Origin of the sequence: Bacteroides sp. 3_1_13 (genome assembly GCF_001185845.1) — a bacterium.
Classification (GTDB): domain Bacteria; phylum Bacteroidota; class Bacteroidia; order Bacteroidales; family Bacteroidaceae; genus Bacteroides; species Bacteroides xylanisolvens.
This window is the reverse complement of record NZ_KQ236956.1, coordinates 1,571,212-1,588,188: the sequence shown is the minus strand read 5'-3', so window position 1 is coordinate 1,588,188 and position 16,977 is coordinate 1,571,212. Positions and strand designations below refer to the sequence as shown.

The following is a 16,977-nucleotide window of genomic DNA, read 5'->3' as shown; positions in this document are numbered from 1 at the left end:
TCATCGATTACTTATCCATGCTGTCATATAATAGATAATATTATGGATTTTAAGAAATTAGCAAATCAGTACAAGGATGAACTTTTGGACAATGTCCTTCCTTTTTGGCTCAAAAACTCGCAGGATCATGAATATGGTGGTTATTTCACATGTCTTGATCGTGAAGGAAAAGTTTTCGATACGGATAAATTCGTTTGGTTGCAAGGTAGAGAAGTATGGATGTTCTCCATGCTCTACAATAAAATAGAAAAACGTCAGGAATGGTTGGATTGTGCTATTCAAGGTGGAGATTTTTTAAAAAAATATGGACATGACGGAAACTATAACTGGTATTTTTCTCTCGATCGTTCGGGTAGACCATTGGTAGAACCGTACAATATATTTTCGTATACATTCGCCACCATGGCTTTCGGCCAGCTAAGTCTGGCCACAGGCAATCAGGAATATGCAGACATTGCCAAAAAAACCTTCGATATTATCCTGTCTAAAGTGGATAATCCGAAAGGCAAATGGAACAAACTTCATCCGGGGACCCGTAATCTGAAGAACTTTGCCCTGCCGATGATACTCTGTAATCTGGCTCAGGAGATAGAACATCTTTTAGATGAAAATTATCTAAAAGAAACGATGGAAACTTGCATCTACGAAGTAATGGAAATTTTTTACCGTCCTGAACTCGGAGGTATCATTCTTGAAAATGTAGATGTCGACGGTAGTCTGGTTGACTGTTTTGAAGGCCGTCAGCTGACCCCCGGCCATGCCATCGAAGCGATGTGGTTTATCATGGATCTAGGTAAACGCCTGAATCGTCCTGAATTGATAGAGAAAGCCAAAGAGACCACCCTTACAATGCTCAATTATGGTTGGGATAAAGAGTACGGTGGCATTTATTACTTTATGGATCGTAATGGTTGCCCACCTCAACAATTGGAGTGGGATCAGAAACTCTGGTGGGTGCACATTGAGACCTTGATATCTCTACTAAAAGGTTATCAACTAACGGGAGATCAAAAATGCCTAAAATGGTTTGAAAAGGTACATGACTACACTTGGACACATTTTAAGGATAAAGAACACCCCGAATGGTATGGATACTTAAACCGAAGAGGAGAAGTGTTGTTGCCACTCAAAGGAGGAAAATGGAAAGGTTGTTTCCATGTACCAAGAGGATTATTTCAATGCTGGAACATACTAAAACAACTAGAATTAGAGAAAATTAATCGACTTAATGTAATGCATATATCCCCAAGAAATTATGTAAATAGTGATAATATTTTATAGTTGTAGATATGAAACAAAGAAACTTTAAATTTAATTTATTGAAGAGCATCGTATTGATATCGATGTGTATAATATGTTCGTGTATATATGCCCAAGAAATATCTATACGAGGGGTTGTTAAAGATATTCAGGGAGAACCTCTTATTGGAGCTACAATTGTAGTAGTAGGAAGTACAAATGGTACGACGACTGATATCAATGGAAATTTTACGTTGAATGGAGTTTCAACTACATCTGTCTTAAAAATTGATTACGTAGGAATGCAACAACAATCTGTAACGATAAAAGAGAAAAGATTTTTTAATATCACAATGTCTGAAGACACCAAATTACTGGATGAGGTTGTTGTTGTTGGTTATGGAACACAAAAGAAAGGAATGTTAACCGGTTCTATTTCAAATGTAAAAAATGAGAAATTGACTACTGCTCCTATTGCCAATGTAACCAATATGTTGGGAGGACAACTTCCTGGTGTAATAGCCAAACAGGAGGGAGGACTTCCCGGCAGTGATTCTTCGTCATTAAATATTCGTGGCTTTGGTATTCCTTTAATTATTGTAGATGGAGTAGAATCTTCATTGAACAATATTGATGCTAACCAAATCGCTTCTATTTCGGTATTGAAGGATGGAGCTGCCTCCATTTATGGAGCCAGAGCCGGTAATGGTGTAATTCTTATTACAACGAAACGTGGTACTAATCAAAAACCGACTGTTACCGTTAATTCTTCATTTACTTTGCAAGGTTCAACGCATATCAACAAACCGCAAAATGCCGGTCAAAGTGCACAATTGGCCTTGGAACTTTATCAAAATCAAGAAAAACCTGACGAAGCTGCTCCATATACTCCGGAACAGATAGAAAAATATTTTCAAGGTACAGACCCGCACTACCCCAATACTGATTGGTTTGGTCTTGCTATGAGAAAATATGCTCCCCAACAAAATCATAATATAAGTATTTCCGGTGGAAATGAAAATATTAAATTTTATACCTACTTTGGATATAACAAACAAGAAACTATCATTCGTCATGATGGTGGCGACTATTCACGTTATAATTTCCAATTGAATGTTGATGCGAAAATTACTAAAAACTTTTCACTGTCAATGGATGCAAATTCCATCTATGAAGATAAGTGCTTTTCGTATATGGGGTTGAACGGAGGAGCGAATTTCTGGCTAAGATTATATAGTACGGATGCTAAGTATCCGGCAGAACTACCTGATAAATCGAAACTTGCCTATGGAGGTATTGCTGAAGGTAACATTATTGCAGCCGGAAGTACGGAACTTAATGGTTATCAAAAGAACAGGTATAGGACAAACCGTATTAACGCAACTGCCAAATATGATATTCTGCAAATACCCGGACTTAGCCTGAAAGCATTTATCAGTATGCAGGAGACTTCTGATAAAATGAAAGAATTCAGAAGGCAAAATCTATTTTATAGTTATGACATTGACACTGACCAATACACCCTTAATAGAGGTAGTGACCCGACTAAGTCTACCGAATCTTATATATATAATAAACAGTTCATTCAACAATACTCTCTGAATTACGAAAATACGTTTGCTCAAGAACATAAAATTTCAGTTATGGGGGTGTTTGAAAGTACCGATTATAGAGGTGATTATTTGATGGGGAGCCGTTCCAATTACACAAATACAGCCATCGAACAGATAATTGCCGGTGACAACACCACTTCAATAGCCGATGGAACTGCAAGCGAAATGGGACGTGCCAGTTGGATTGGCCGTTTGAATTATTCCTATAAGAATAGATACCTGTTGGAGACAATTTTTCGTGCAGATGCATCTGCCAGATTTCCAAAGCACCATCGATGGGGATATTTCCCCAGTGTATCCTTGGGATGGGTAATGTCTGAAGAATCATTTATGAATCGTTTGTCATTCATTGATAACTTAAAATTGAGAGCAAGCTATGGTGAATCAGGTGATGATGCAGTAGGTTTAAATGCAGCGAATGAATTTCCTTATTTATCAGGTTATGGATTTGATGGTCAATATAGATTAGGAGATGTAACATATTCAGGATTGTATGTCACTGGATTAGCAAATCCGGCATTAACTTGGGAAAAGATGAAGATTTACAATGGAGGAGTGGATTTCAGTTTCCTGAGTAGGAAGTTGTATGGTTCTGTTGATGCATTTTATCGTCTTCGCTCCGGCATTCCTGGCACAAGAGTAAATTCTGTTCCTTCAAGTTTTGGTGCCACGCTGCCTACGGTAAACTTAAATGCTATCAATACTCGTGGTTTTGAGCTATTATTGGGTACTTATTGGAAATTGGGAGATTTCTCGATGGATATTACCACTAATCTTACTTGGGCACGCTCAAAATGGGATAAATACGATGAACCCGATTATGAAGATGAAGATCAGGATAGATTGAATAGGAAAACAGGGAGATGGACTAATCGTCAGTTTGGATATGTGTCAGACGGCCTGTTCCAATCTCAAGAACAAATAGACAATTTGCCGTATGTCTATTCTGATCTCGGTAATAATTCTTCATTGCGTCCGGGCGATGTGATTTATAAAGATTTAAACGGAGACAATGTGTTGGATTGGAGAGACCAGATTGAGATAGGTAAGGGGGCAACACCGAATTGGATAGCAGGTCTTAACGGTACGTTCAAATGGAAAGGGTTCGATGTGACATTCTTGTTACAAGGAGCTTGGGGGTATTCTACTAATGTCGATTTGCAAAGTGTTCCGACTAATTTTACGTATGAACATCGTTGGACCATAGACAATTTCGATTCTAACGCCTTGGTGCCACGTTATGGGGGAGCTTCAACTAATAGCTTGTTTTCTGATTATCGTTTACATAATACAGCTTATCTACGTATGAAATATGCATCTATAGGATATGAAGTTCCGAGAAGATGGATGAATAGGGTTGGCATTCAAAAATTGAGATTCTATTTAGCCGGTACCAACTTGTTTACACTAAGCACATTAAGCAAATATGGCGTCGATCCGGAGGTTGCTGATGGCGTTTCTACAGTTTACTATTATCCCCAGCAGAGGACATTTAGTTTTGGAGTCAATTTAGAGTTCTAATATAAAAAAAGAATTATATGAGAAAGATATGTATAAACATTTCATTCATTGTGGCTGTGTTATCATGCATTTCATGCTACGATGTATTAGACAAAAGACCGCTTAATATATATACGGATAATGATGTTTGGTCTAACGCTACTCTTTTGGATAATTTTATAGCATCGCAATATATGTACACTCCGGTAATGGTGGGTGATGCAACTACATTGTTTAATAGTTGGACAGGAAGTCCGATGAATCAAGATCCGCGTTCGACTGATATGAATTATTTTTTCGGAAACAGTTCGCAAGCGTTTGGTCCTCGGTTGATAATGGATATTACAGATGAGACTAAATACAACTCTGATTCATGGGATAACTTGGCTGCTTATAAGATTTCAGGGATTCCTTCAAATGGAGGTTGTTCCGAATATTGGGAAAATGCATATTATACTTTACGTAATCTGAATAACGCCATTGCTAATTTGCCTGATTCTCCTCTTGATGCAGAGCTGATAAAGCTTAGATTGGCGGAATGCCGTTTCCTACGTGCCTATATTTTCTATTCAATGGTTAAGCGATATGGTGCGTTTCCCATGCTGACAGTTGTGCCTAATGTAGATTCTCCTGATGAAGTGCTCTATCCTATAAGAACATCAGAAAAGGATGTGTACGATTTTATCATATCTGAATGTGAAGATATCAAGGAGGATTTAGCCGGTCAGACAGAGTGGGGACGTGCAAGCAAGTGGGCTGCTTTGGCTCTCGAATCCCGTGCTGCACTCTATGCCGGAAGTATTGCCAAATATGGCAAGGTGCAATTAGACGGATTATTAGGCATTTCTTCCAGTGAAGCTGATAACTATTTTCAGAAATCTTATAATGCCTGTCAAGAAATAATAACGAAGGGAGGATTTAAACTGTACGATGAGAATAGTGATAAAGTGCAGAATTTTAAGGATTTGTTTCTGACCAAGAAAAACTGTGAGGCTATTATGGTCAAACAGCATTATGGAACAGGATTTAATAGCGGCGGCGGACTTTGTACATGGTCGTGGGATATGATGCAAGCTCCCAATCCTAATGTGTGGAACTGTGGAAATGAAAATGGTCCATACCTTGAAATGGTAGAAGAATTTGAATATATCGATGGTACATCCGGCAAACTTGATAGAGACTATGTAAAAAGTCGTTTATGGACAATGGAGGAACTCTGGGCTAATAAGGATCCTCGGTTTAAAGCATCTATCTATACCAATGGAGATGAATGGGAAAAATGTGCAGGCGAAGAATATGGAAATGGAAAGATAGATTTTCATATAGGCTTGAGAAAACCAGACGGCACAACTTCGTATAACGCTAACGACAGTTATAATGGCGTAAAGGCTGTAGGATATCAAAGCCAGCATCATGTTCTTTCCGGAGTGACAAATACCGGATTTGGCATTATGAAATATGTAGACCCTTCTGCTAACAATATGATTTGGCTGTGTGAATCACGTACTGATTATATGATTTTCCGCTATGGCGAAATTCTATTGAATATGGCTGAGGCTGCTTATGAGTTGGGAAAAGACGGAGAAGCTCTTGAATTTGTGAATCAGATCCGTAAAAGAGCCGGCATTAACAAACTCACTTCTATTGATTTAGACAAAATTAAACATGAAAGGAAAGTGGAGCTGGCTTTTGAAAACCACAGATATTGGGATTTGCGTAGATGGCGTGATGCTGAAGAAGCTCTTACACAATGGTATACAGGTGTGCGTTATGTCTTGGATTATGAAACACGTAAATATTGGATCGAATTTTTAGATCATGTTGACGGAGCTAACCAGCCTCAATTTCCGGAATCTAATTACTATTTCCCGATTACTCAGGCAAGAATCGGAGCCAATTCTAATTTGGTGGAAAATCCGAGATATTAATGTATGAAATTTATTATTAAAAACAAACATCCTAATATAATTCAATTAGATTATGAGAAAAAACATATTTTTAATTATATTGTTTCTTTGGGCTTTGATACCTTGTAGTTCCTGTTCGTCTGATGATAATGATGTAACAGATGTGAAAGAGGTGGATCAGAAAAAAGGTGAATTAGAAATGATATATTCTATTGCAGACGAATTGGACATGAAAGTCATTTGTGATGTTAATTTATCCGGTGGTAGTTATTACGGTAAATATGCTGCAAGAGACTTGGTCAACAAATGTGATAATTATATTAAGTTATATCATAATTGCTATGGACATCATGCATCATTTTGGGGATGGTATATTAATACCGAGATCAATCCTTTGACTGAAATGCAAAAATCAAAGTCGTTGTTTTGGAGAGAACTTTGGAAAGGAGTGGCAGAGAGTTGTCATAGTGTTGCTCCAGGAACAAAAGTGACGATTTCTCCTTTTTTCATCCTAGATCAAGGCACTCATCGGGGATTCAAGTTTATAACGCCGGAAGAAACCGAAACATGGTGGTATAATACATTGAAAGCAAGCGGAATTGATATTGTCATGCTGCAAGATTCAGGTGCAGAACATTTGTCGTTCTTTACTCTTGCCGAAAGAGAAGCCTTTTATAAAGCTTTTTATAATGCTTGCCGGAGAACCGGCAAAGAACTTTGGGGCAATATCGAGACAGCTGAAATATTGGCTAGAGACTGGGAACATGCTTTGGAGATGGAAAGAAACGGAACTCAGGTATGGCGTTTTACTCCGATAGACTGGCTTCAGGAGAAAATAGAACTAGCTGCTCAATATGCAACAGGTATTGTCAGCTGGGGATATTATCCTTATATGGATCCTTCTACTGATAACAGCCCGTTAGTTGTACATGGATCGGGTATGGATAATACGACTCGACAAGCTAATTATAATGCTTATCTGGAATATCAGAAGAGAGTTCCTTCAACAATACCGGCAGGAATGAAAGCTCAACCCAAAATTAAAGGAACCCTATGGTGGTTCCCGACCGATTTGGGCAGTCTGGACGGAAAAGAACTTGAGACTGCCCTCCGTAAAGAAATCACCAATCAGAAAAAATTAGGATTTGAATACATTTGGCTGGTTAATGCTTGTAATCACTTTGTTGTAAAATAATAAAATGAAACAACATGAAAAATATAATTTATATTCTATTATCAACAGTTTTATTGATAGCCTGTTCTAACGACAAGGAACTTGTTCAGGACAACTTTTATGCAAGTGAAGATTCTCCTTTGACATTCACTATGCAAGCTCCCTCTATCATTGGAGGAGAAGAAATGAATTTTAACAAAGAGGGATTAAAAGGATATTTTGGTCTGTCACTGCAAGGGAAAGACGGAGGTTATTATGATGGTAAGGACTACAATAACATGCCTTATCAGAGAAATGGAGACGAATGGATTTCAACCGACGAAGAATTGATGATAAGCAATAGCGAAGGACATCTTTTTGCATATTATCCATATAATGAAACAATAAGTAACATCAAACAACTGCCGATTGTTGTTGATGATAGTCAGATTGACTATCTGTATGCCGCACCTATTGTTGTCAGTAGCGTAAACTCGCGAGTGTCCCTCTCTTTTCATCACGCCTTAGCTATATTGGAAGTTGAGATTGCACGCAATACGAATGTGACTGATTCTAATTTGAAATCCATTTCTATCAGTGGATCAGGTATTGGCACAACAAGTGTGTTGGATGTAACGACGGGAATAGTTACCCCTACTAACTCCGATCAGGAAGTAGTTGTTACTTATAATGATGAATATGTGCCGACGGTTGATGAGGTAGAGGCTGATAATACAAAAGCGTTGAAAAAATATATACTGCTTGTACCCAATCAGTTGGAGAACGGAGAACCGTCAGGATTAGATGCCGGGAAGATAAGTATCAAAGTGAAAATGAATGATACGACTTATAAGCTTGAGACAAAGAGAACTGTGACATTCAAGCAAAATGCTTTGTATAAGTGTAAGGTGACAGGTATCACCGAAGACACATTCATTTCCGAGACAGAAAATCTTACATTCGTCAATGATAAAGGAAAGCAAGAATATAACGTGAAAAATATTACAGGAATCATGATTACTGATAAAGAATATTTGCCGGGCAATCATAAAATGATAGTGCGTACTACATTCAACTCCGATCCGGTGAAATGGCGTACCACGAATGACCCATTTGTCGATATCCCGTATTTTTCTACTTCCGATGGAAGTAATTCATACGTTGTAATATTCGATGGAACAAGTACAGATTTTCCACATATATCTGATGGTTCATGGTTAGGTAGCAAAGGTGCTTTAAATGATTTCGATGGTAAAAGTAATACAGCTGCTATGATAAAGGCAAATGGTGGTTATGAAGGAGATGAGTATCCTATTATAAAGGCAAATGCTGCCGCTTTAAAAGAGGGGTGGTATATACCTTCATTAGGGCAATTGGCTGTGATTTATAAATATAGGAACCAATTGAATGCGGAATTGCATCGTATTAAAGCTGCCGGTGGCGATGTTAATGATGTCATCAGTGAAGGATATGCTCTTAATTGGTCTAGTACGACCAATGGCGGTGGTAGCGCATGGGTTGTATATTTTGATTGTGGTATATGTGGAACTCGTATGCAAATCGATGAGAGTTGGACACGCAATCCAAATTTGGTTCGCGATGTTGAATAATCATTCGTCTTTTAATTTTTATTGAGAACTGATTTTGCAATTTTAATGTGTAAAATATTACAAATATGAAAATATTATATGTAACAACATTTTTAGTTTTATCTACAGGTCTCTTTTTTACAGCGTGTAGTAATGATGAAGATACTATCTCGGATGAAATTGTCATTCCTGATGAAGAAGTGGTGGAACCGGTACCATTGCAGATTTCTGTTTCAATAGCCGAGCTGACACGTTCGCTTATTACAGAAAGCGGCTTTAAGGATAATACCTCTATTGGGGTGTCCATGATGTATGTGAATGGCGAAGACTATGGAGAGGGCAACAAGAATCAGAAATACACCTCTGTGGGTATCGGGACAAACCAAGTCTGGAAGAGCGCAGCTGATGTAAAAGTATCTTCTCGATCAGGTTATGCAGTTGCTTGCTATCCGTATTCTGAGAAAAACAACGATTTTACTGCAATTCCCATTGATAATAAAGATTGCGTTGATTATATGTATGGTTCAGTTGCCCATGTCAATAGAGACAAACCGCAAGCCTGTTTAGTGATGCGTCATGCAATGGCTGGTATCATGGTGCGATTCAGCAAAACAGAAAATTATGCAGGTGATGAATCGATTTCAAATATTCGTGTTTCTTCAAAAGCGCTGGGTAAAAAAGCTGTCTTAAATGCTTTGAAGGGGACTATCTCGAACATTGAAAATTTGAATGCAGCTTTGAATTTTGAAGAAACGTTTACGTCGATTACGACAAATCCGGAGGAGACTACAACTGAAATGATAACGGCAGTTCCCAATATTAACGAGAAAGTTGACATGACTCTTTCTTTCCAGATTGGTCAGGCTGAAAATTCCATTGATATTGTAGAAAATGTAGCTTTCGCAATGGGAAAAATTTATGTGATTGATGTGGAATTTCGTCCTGGTAAACTTGTTGTTTCCAATGTTTCAATTTATGACTGGGAAAATAACGGAAATTATGAAGGGTTTATAAGACCGGAGAATTAAAACATTATTTTTAATCAAGGTGGTTGAAGAGCGGGCCTCTTTCTTATCTGTCTTTTTAGCCACTTTTTCCTTTAATTAAAACTGTAAATATTGGTAGAAGATATGAAAAAAAACTGTATATATTTCATTACTTGTTTTTGTCTTATTATGGGAGGTTGCTCTTCTAAACCGAAAGGGAACGAAATACCATGTAAAGAAAATGTCTTGGAGATTATTTATTCTGTCGCAGATGAATTAGGTATGAAAGTGATGTGCGACATAAATATAATCGGTGGAGGATTATATCATCCGGACGAAAATCATGACAGTATACTTACTGTGTTGAAAAAGAAAAGTAATAAGCACATTGTTGCATACCATGAGATGTATGGCAATCATCCTTCCTTTTGGGGCTGGTATTTGAATAATGAAATAAATCCCATGGACAGTCTGGATTATAAGCAGGCCAATTTCTGGAGACAGTTGTGGAGGTCTGTAGCTAATAAATGCCATGCTATTGCCCCGGGCAGCAAAGTGACAATATCACCTTTCTTTTTGTTGGATAAAGAAGAGTTCCGCGGATTCAGATATCAATCGCCTGCCGAGTATGAGGCTTGGTGGTTTAATACAATGAAAGAATCTGATATTGACGTTCTGATGTTGCAGGATTCCGGAGCCGAACATTTAAGTTTCTTTACTCTTGATGAAAGAGAGCCTTTCCTTGCTGCGGCAGCCAAAGCCTGCCAGAGAGCCGGAAAGGAATTTTGGGTCAATGTGGAAACCGGACAGGTGGAAGCTGACAACTGGGCGGAAGCATTGGAAATGGAGCATAATCATAGTCGGGAATGGGCATTTACTCAGATAGACTGGCTGAAACAAAAGTTGCTTCTTGCCGCAAAATATGGCACAGGTATTATTAATTGGGGGTATTATCCTTTTATGAATCCTAAAGATGAATATGAAGCGGAAGTGGATGGACAAAAAGTCAATGCTGATAATCGGAAAGCAAACTATGAAGCCTATAAAAACTATATTGAATCACTGACAGACAATATTCCCGATGGATTATTGGTTCAACCTAAATTGCAAGGTACTTTGTGGTTCTTGGAGGCGGGTATGGAAAATAAAGATATGGCTACCTTGGAAAAAGAATTGCGGGAGGAAATAACCAATCAACGAAACTTAGGCTTTACGTATCTGTGGATTTGTAGTACATCTTATTATTTCACAGCGGAAAAAGAAAAATAAATTATGAAAGGATATATTTATTCTGGTGTTTTGGGGCTGTTTATACTCTGTGCATGTAAAGCTGGGAATGTGGAAATTTCCGATATGAAATGCGAATATACGAGCCATCCTATCTGTGTGGATTCTCCTCAGCCCCGGTTCCATTGGAATTATCATTCCGATAATGCTGACTTTAAGCAAGGTAGCTATTGCCTGTATCTTTCGACAGACAAAGGCTGTCTCTATCTTCCTTCTCGAAAAATAGCCGGTAATTCTCTTGTTTGGAGTTCTGGTGTTGTAGAATCTGACCTGTCGGCAAGCAAGTATACAGGGATGAAAAAATTGGAATCTTGCACGAAATACTATTGGAAAGTAGTTGCCACAGATAAGAACGGAACAAACATGATAGAGTCACCGATAGACAGTTTTGAAACTGCTAAAATTTATCCGGAGAAGTGGACAGGAGAATGGATTACTGATAGCTACGATAAGGATTATCTTCCGTCGCCGATGTTAAGAAAGGTGTTTCAGACAAGAGATGCCAGCATTCAAAAAGCACGTTTGTATGTGAGTGCTGCTGCTTATTGCAAAATGAATATTAATGGAGAACCGGCCTCATCGGCTGTTCTTAACCCCGGATTTACTCATTATGATAAAAGGAACTTATATAGTGTTTGCGATGTCAGTGGTTTGCTGAAACCTGGAAATAATGTGATATCTGCGGTATTAGGCAACGGATTTTATAATGAAATTTTTCCTTTGGGTGTATGGGAGTTCGAAAAGGCAAGATGGCGCAATCGGGCAAGGATGATATGCGAATTGCATATATTATATGCGGATGGTGTCCGGCAAGTAGTCGATTCGGATTCTTCTTGGAAAACCTCTACAGGCCCCTATTTGCAGAATAATATATGTGGAGGAGATACTTATGACAAACAGCGGGAGATTGTCGGTTGGGAAAAAGAAGATTTCGATGATGCGTCATGGAAACAAGCGGTATGTGTGTCTGGACCATCTTCTGTTATGAGTGCCCAGATTATGCCTGCTATAGAAATAGACCGAGAGGTTTTGCCCATATCTATGAAGAACTATGGTGACAGTGTTTACGTATATGACATGGGAATCAATATGGCGGGCTATTGCCAACTTTCAATCAAGGGAGAAAGTGGTACAAAAGTGGCGGTACGTCATGGTGAGCTGTTAAAACCGGATGGTCGTTTGGAAACGGGAAATATAGATATTTATTTCTCGAAACGTCCTGATATCGATTTTCAAACAGATCTTTATATTCTGGATGGTAAAGACAATGTACTTGTGCCGGCGTTTAATTATCATGGTTTTCAGTATGTTGAAGTAAAAGCCGACCGTCCTGTGCATCTTACTAAAGAAAGCCTGAAAGGATTATTCTTTCATACGGCAGTAAAACCTGTAGGAAAATTCAGCTGTTCGAATAGTTTGTTGAATGATTTATGGGAAGCGACGAACCAGTCATATTTGTGTAACTTGATGAGTATTCCTACAGATTGTCCGCAACGGGAAAAAAATGGGTGGACAGCTGATGCGCATGTTAGCATGGATTTGGGATTGCTCAACTTTGATGGAATTACGTTTTATGAAAAATGGATAAATGACATAATCGACAACCAAACTGAAGACGGAAGAATATCAGGAATTATTCCATCATCAGGTTGGGGATATGAAGATTGGATTGGTCCTGTATGGGATGCAGCATTATTCATTGTACCAATGAATTTATACAGATATTATGGTGATAAAAAAGGCATTGAAATGGTTTGGAATACCTGCCAAAAATATTTACATTATTTATCAAGTCGCGAAAATGACGAGGGGACGGTAACTTTTGGTATTGGAGACTGGTGTTTTTATGAAGCACAAACTCAAACAGACTTTACTACTACCTGTTACTATTATATGGAAAATGAATATATGGCAAAATTTGCAGACTTAATAGGTAAAGACGGGACGATCTATAATTTGAAGGCAGAAAAGCTGAAAAGTTTGATTAATGCGAAATATTTTAATAAAGATAGTTGCATATATGCAAATGGTACTCAAGCTGCGCAAAGTATTCCTTTATATTTAGATATTGTCCCCGAAGAATATACGCAAAAAGTAGCAGACAAATTGAGCCGAATATTGGCACAAAATAACAATACACTTGATTTTGGCATGTTGGGTAGTAAAACCGTACTACGTATGCTTGCTAAATATGGTCATGCAAATCAGGCTTATGAGTTAGCTATAAACGAGGATATGCCTTCATGGGGATATTGGATGAAACAAGGACTTACCACTTTATCTGAAAAATGGAAGATATTTAATTCATCGAAAGATCAATCCCTCAACCATATATTTATGGGTGACATCAGTGCCTGGATGTATAATATACTGGCAGGTATTAATTATGATGAACAGCATCCTGGATTCAAACACTTTTTTATCCAACCGCACTTTGTCAACGGTTTGGATTGGGTGGATGCTGAATATAATTCAATAAATGGACTAATAAAATCGTCTTGGAAACGTAATGGCAATGAAATTACTTTAAATGTAATAGTTCCCGTAAATACGACAGCTACAATTAAGATAGGAAGCATAAGTAAAGAACTAAATGCAGGTAATCATATGTTGACATTTGCTAACAACAAGCTGTTTGATAAGAGTTAAGTTTGAATAAATAATATATTAACAATAAGTAGAATATTTTGAAAGCATAAATTTATATGAATTATAAAAAGAATAAATATCAATATGATTATTTTATATTAAAGTTAATAGTTTGATGACAGATTATAGTCAATTTTGCTATCCACTATTTTTTATAAACTGATAGTAGTAGAAAGAGAAACAGATAAAATGTGGTATTTATATGCATAATCATGAATAAAAAGAGCTGTTATTCGCATATAAATACCGCATTATTTTTGATAAACACATGGTTGATTGTAATGAAACGTACGGTTCGTTTTAAAGAAATACACGGTTGGTTTATAAGAAACGCCACGTACGTTTAAAAGAAAGCTATTTTGACTCATAAAAATAGGATTTTTTGATTTATTAGAAGTGCTTTTATGAACTTACTTTATTAAACAAAATGCATAAATAGATTAAAAAATACATTCACTATGCAATGCATGATATCAAATAATAATGATTGTGCTCTCTAAGGGAAGGATTTCAGGAATTTCTGAATAATACTAATGGCTAATCTATGCGATTCTTTTCCGTATCTGACTGCTCGCCTGAATAAATTCAATTATAGCATCATTCAAATACCAAAATGATATTTTACCATTTTGATACTTGAAGATTTGTTTCTATTGATATAACGTACAAAAAATCACCTATCAAAAGTATTTAAAATAGTGACGCTATGTCAACAAGATAGCGTTGCTATAAGCTTCATATAATGATGCTATACCGAGCCGATAGCGTCATTATTTTATTATAATGATTGGATAAACTAAATCAGCATATCTCATCATACCTAAATCAGTGAAATGAATACCGTCTATAGTAGCTTCCCCATTTTCTCCCAGTATATTTTTTGAAGAGATAAAAATGATATTCTTTTCATTTTCCTTCTTTAGCCAGTTGAATAGACTGGTGTATCCAAATGTTTACTACGAATGATATGATAGAATGCTTCCATTCGTTCTTTCATCTGTTCTGCAGAAGCATTAGGCACAAAGTCTAAAACAAAAACGCTGGCATCTACTTCGGCTATCACTTTGGCCACTTCCAAGTCTAAAAGTGCGTTTCCGCTAAACCCCAAGTTGATACATTCACGGTTCAATCTTCTCGATATGATATTGGTATATGCCATTTCGGGACGTGAAGCACAATCTCCTTGAAGGATACCAGTTCTATAAAATACAACTGGCTTTTTGCGGATCGAATAATCAATTAAAGGCTGATCGATGGTGGCTAACGAATCTACTCCTATGATTTTATATCAATAGAAACATCGAGAAATAAATAATTAAAAGCTGCTACAAAAAGAAGAATTTTGTTCATTAATAAATATTTATGTTCTCATTTTGTTTGTTCATTTGCTCGTTCTTTTCTCTCTCCTTTACCTTCGTCATTTGGGACAGATTCAACTGTCCCAAACCAACGTCAGCATTTACTGAAAGTTTAATTATATCCGGGATTTTGTTTAATTGAACCTCCAGAGCGGTCTATCTCAATCTGCGGAATAGGGAATAATTCATTTATCCCTTTTTTAAAGGCAGCTCCACGTCCTTTGGCATAAGGATAGGTGGAAAAAGTATTCATTGTTTCTACATAACAATTCCAACGTTTAAGATCATACAAACGATTGTATTCCATTGCTAATTCAACACGGCGTTCATGCTTGACTGCTGTCAGCAAATCATCATTAACAGTTACAGGTTTCAATTTAATATTAGGAATTATCAATACACGTGAAGTGGCTTCGATATCTCCCGAACGGGAATCATTAGCACGGTCTCGGACCATATTTATGTATTTCACAATTTCATCCTTATCTCCATTAGTCTGTATTAAAGCTTCAGCATATAACAATAATACATCTGCATAACGTATGATATGGAATGTCCAAGCATCATCTCCCCAACCATTACCTCTTCTTGAAACAACAAGAAAAGCTTTACGACTGTGGTATCCTGTATTAGGATATGTTGAGAAATCCAGTGTTTCCGACCCTTTCTCTTTAGGAAATTTATCACCTGGTTCTATAATCGTGTACAATAAACGAGGATCTCCTTCTTCAAATTCGTCGACAAGATTCTGTGTCGGTTGGTCAAAACCGTATGCTCCACAAGACCTTGGATTAGAATATACGGGGGTAAAAGAACCATAAATGTGATCGTTTGGAACATCACCACGTATATTGGGGAAGATAGATTCACTTAACATGTAGTTGTCACTCAAGTAAAGTGATTGGAAATTGGGAGCTAATTCGCAGCTCTTCGAATCAATAACTTTCTTTGCTGCATCACGTGCATCTGCATAATAGGATGGATTATCTTTTGCAAAATACATATATACACGTGCTTGCATAGCCCATACAGCCTCTTTGGTAACACGTCCCAATTCTGTAGTCGGTAAAGAAACCTTATCAGGTATATTACTTTCTAAAGCGGCCTCTGACAGATCTTTCATTATAAAATCAGCCGTCTCTGCTTCTGTAGCTCTGACTAACTTCTTACTATCATCAACTGTCAGCGTACGATCAACTAAAGGTACTCCGCCGAAGATCTTGCAGAGTTCAAAGTAAAAGAAAGCACGGAGAAACTTCACTTCCCCTATATATCTGGCTTTTACGTCATTCGACAGAGGATAGCCATCCGCATCCACCAAAGGCTTATTGGGTATATTCTCCAGGCAAATATTACATCGTGCTATCCCATTGTACATATTCGACCAAAGGTTAACCAAATCAGTATTGGAAGCCAAAGCTCGACCGAAACTAAGGTCTCCCGCAAAAGTGCGATCACCTGCATCAGACCCTCCTTTCTCCGAATCATCAGTGGATATATTATATAAATCCATACGTGGTGCTTCATATCCAGCTACATCATTAAGAGTTTTATAGCACTTAACGACAGCACTATAACCAGCATCAGGCGAAAGAAAAAATCTATCTTGATCCATCACACCTTTAGGGTCTCTGTCTAAAAAATCAGCACACGAAAAGAGTGATATTAATGATAGAGACACGAATAAGTATTTTAT

General features: G+C 37.5%; 9 protein-coding genes and 1 pseudogene. 8 read left to right on the top strand and 2 right to left on the bottom strand.

The features are described 5' to 3' along the window. Positions 1 to 42 precede the first annotated feature (42 nt). The 8 genes from HMPREF9009_RS18925 (at position 43) to HMPREF9009_RS18890 (ending at position 13,923) form a co-directional block, all read left to right on the top strand. The gene (locus tag HMPREF9009_RS18925; RefSeq protein WP_049702990.1) at positions 43 to 1,281 is read left to right on the top strand and encodes a n-acyl-d-glucosamine 2-epimerase; all 1,239 of its coding nucleotides are present in this window, start codon (positions 43 to 45) and stop codon (positions 1,279 to 1,281) included. Between the two features lie 8 nt (positions 1,282 to 1,289). Continuing rightward, a complete protein-coding gene (locus HMPREF9009_RS18920; RefSeq protein ID WP_232313628.1) occupies positions 1,290 to 4,373 on the top strand; it encodes a SusC/RagA family TonB-linked outer membrane protein in 3,084 nt (1,027 codons plus the stop codon). A 17-nt stretch (positions 4,374 to 4,390) separates the two neighbouring features. Further along, positions 4,391 to 6,280, top strand: coding sequence for a RagB/SusD family nutrient uptake outer membrane protein (locus tag HMPREF9009_RS18915; protein WP_049702988.1), 1,890 nt, complete (start codon positions 4,391 to 4,393; stop codon positions 6,278 to 6,280). Between the two features lie 52 nt (positions 6,281 to 6,332). Then, positions 6,333 to 7,454 carry a DUF4434 domain-containing protein gene (locus HMPREF9009_RS18910; protein ID WP_049702987.1) on the top strand — a complete coding sequence of 374 codons (1,122 nt, stop codon included), beginning with the start codon at positions 6,333 to 6,335 and terminating at the stop codon, positions 7,452 to 7,454. A gap of 14 nt (positions 7,455 to 7,468) precedes the next feature. Next, positions 7,469 to 9,022 (top strand): fimbrillin family protein, encoded by a 1,554-nt coding sequence (locus HMPREF9009_RS18905; RefSeq protein WP_049702986.1) that lies wholly within the window; start codon positions 7,469 to 7,471, stop codon positions 9,020 to 9,022. 65 nt (positions 9,023 to 9,087) lie between these two features. After that, complete coding sequence (locus HMPREF9009_RS18900; RefSeq protein WP_049702985.1) at positions 9,088 to 10,029, top strand: fimbrillin family protein; 942 nt, start codon at positions 9,088 to 9,090, stop codon at positions 10,027 to 10,029. A 102-nt stretch (positions 10,030 to 10,131) separates the two neighbouring features. Then, a complete protein-coding gene (locus HMPREF9009_RS18895; RefSeq protein ID WP_147393845.1) occupies positions 10,132 to 11,256 on the top strand; it encodes a DUF4434 domain-containing protein in 1,125 nt (374 codons plus the stop codon). A 3-nt stretch (positions 11,257 to 11,259) separates the two neighbouring features. Next, positions 11,260 to 13,923 (top strand): alpha-L-rhamnosidase, encoded by a 2,664-nt coding sequence (locus HMPREF9009_RS18890; protein WP_053095318.1) that lies wholly within the window; start codon positions 11,260 to 11,262, stop codon positions 13,921 to 13,923. 770 nt (positions 13,924 to 14,693) lie between these two features. On the opposite strand, the pseudogene HMPREF9009_RS18885 reads toward HMPREF9009_RS18890, so the two are convergent. Beyond that, positions 14,694 to 15,202, bottom strand: a pseudogene (locus HMPREF9009_RS18885) (SGNH/GDSL hydrolase family protein); the annotation flags it as partial. Positions 15,203 to 15,393: 191 nt separating this feature from the next. Beyond that, a complete protein-coding gene (locus tag HMPREF9009_RS18880) occupies positions 15,394 to 16,896 on the bottom strand; it encodes a RagB/SusD family nutrient uptake outer membrane protein (protein WP_232313626.1) in 1,503 nt (500 codons plus the stop codon). Positions 16,897 to 16,977 lie beyond the last annotated feature (81 nt).

What these genes read in the sequence shown, in the direction of transcription:
- HMPREF9009_RS18880 (WP_232313626.1), bottom strand. Translation starts at nt 16,896, where the DNA reads ATGGATCAAGATAGATTTTTTCTTTCGCCTGATGCTGGTTATAGTGCT.
- HMPREF9009_RS18895 (WP_147393845.1), top strand. Translation starts at nt 10,132, where the DNA reads ATGAAAAAAAACTGTATATATTTCATTACTTGTTTTTGTCTTATTATG.
- HMPREF9009_RS18900 (WP_049702985.1), top strand. Translation starts at nt 9,088, where the DNA reads ATGAAAATATTATATGTAACAACATTTTTAGTTTTATCTACAGGTCTC.
- HMPREF9009_RS18905 (WP_049702986.1), top strand. Translation starts at nt 7,469, where the DNA reads ATGAAAAATATAATTTATATTCTATTATCAACAGTTTTATTGATAGCC.
- HMPREF9009_RS18890 (WP_053095318.1), top strand. Translation starts at nt 11,260, where the DNA reads ATGAAAGGATATATTTATTCTGGTGTTTTGGGGCTGTTTATACTCTGT.
- HMPREF9009_RS18910 (WP_049702987.1), top strand. Translation starts at nt 6,333, where the DNA reads ATGAGAAAAAACATATTTTTAATTATATTGTTTCTTTGGGCTTTGATA.
- HMPREF9009_RS18920 (WP_232313628.1), top strand. Translation starts at nt 1,290, where the DNA reads ATGAAACAAAGAAACTTTAAATTTAATTTATTGAAGAGCATCGTATTG.
- HMPREF9009_RS18925 (WP_049702990.1), top strand. Translation starts at nt 43, where the DNA reads ATGGATTTTAAGAAATTAGCAAATCAGTACAAGGATGAACTTTTGGAC.
- HMPREF9009_RS18915 (WP_049702988.1), top strand. Translation starts at nt 4,391, where the DNA reads ATGAGAAAGATATGTATAAACATTTCATTCATTGTGGCTGTGTTATCA.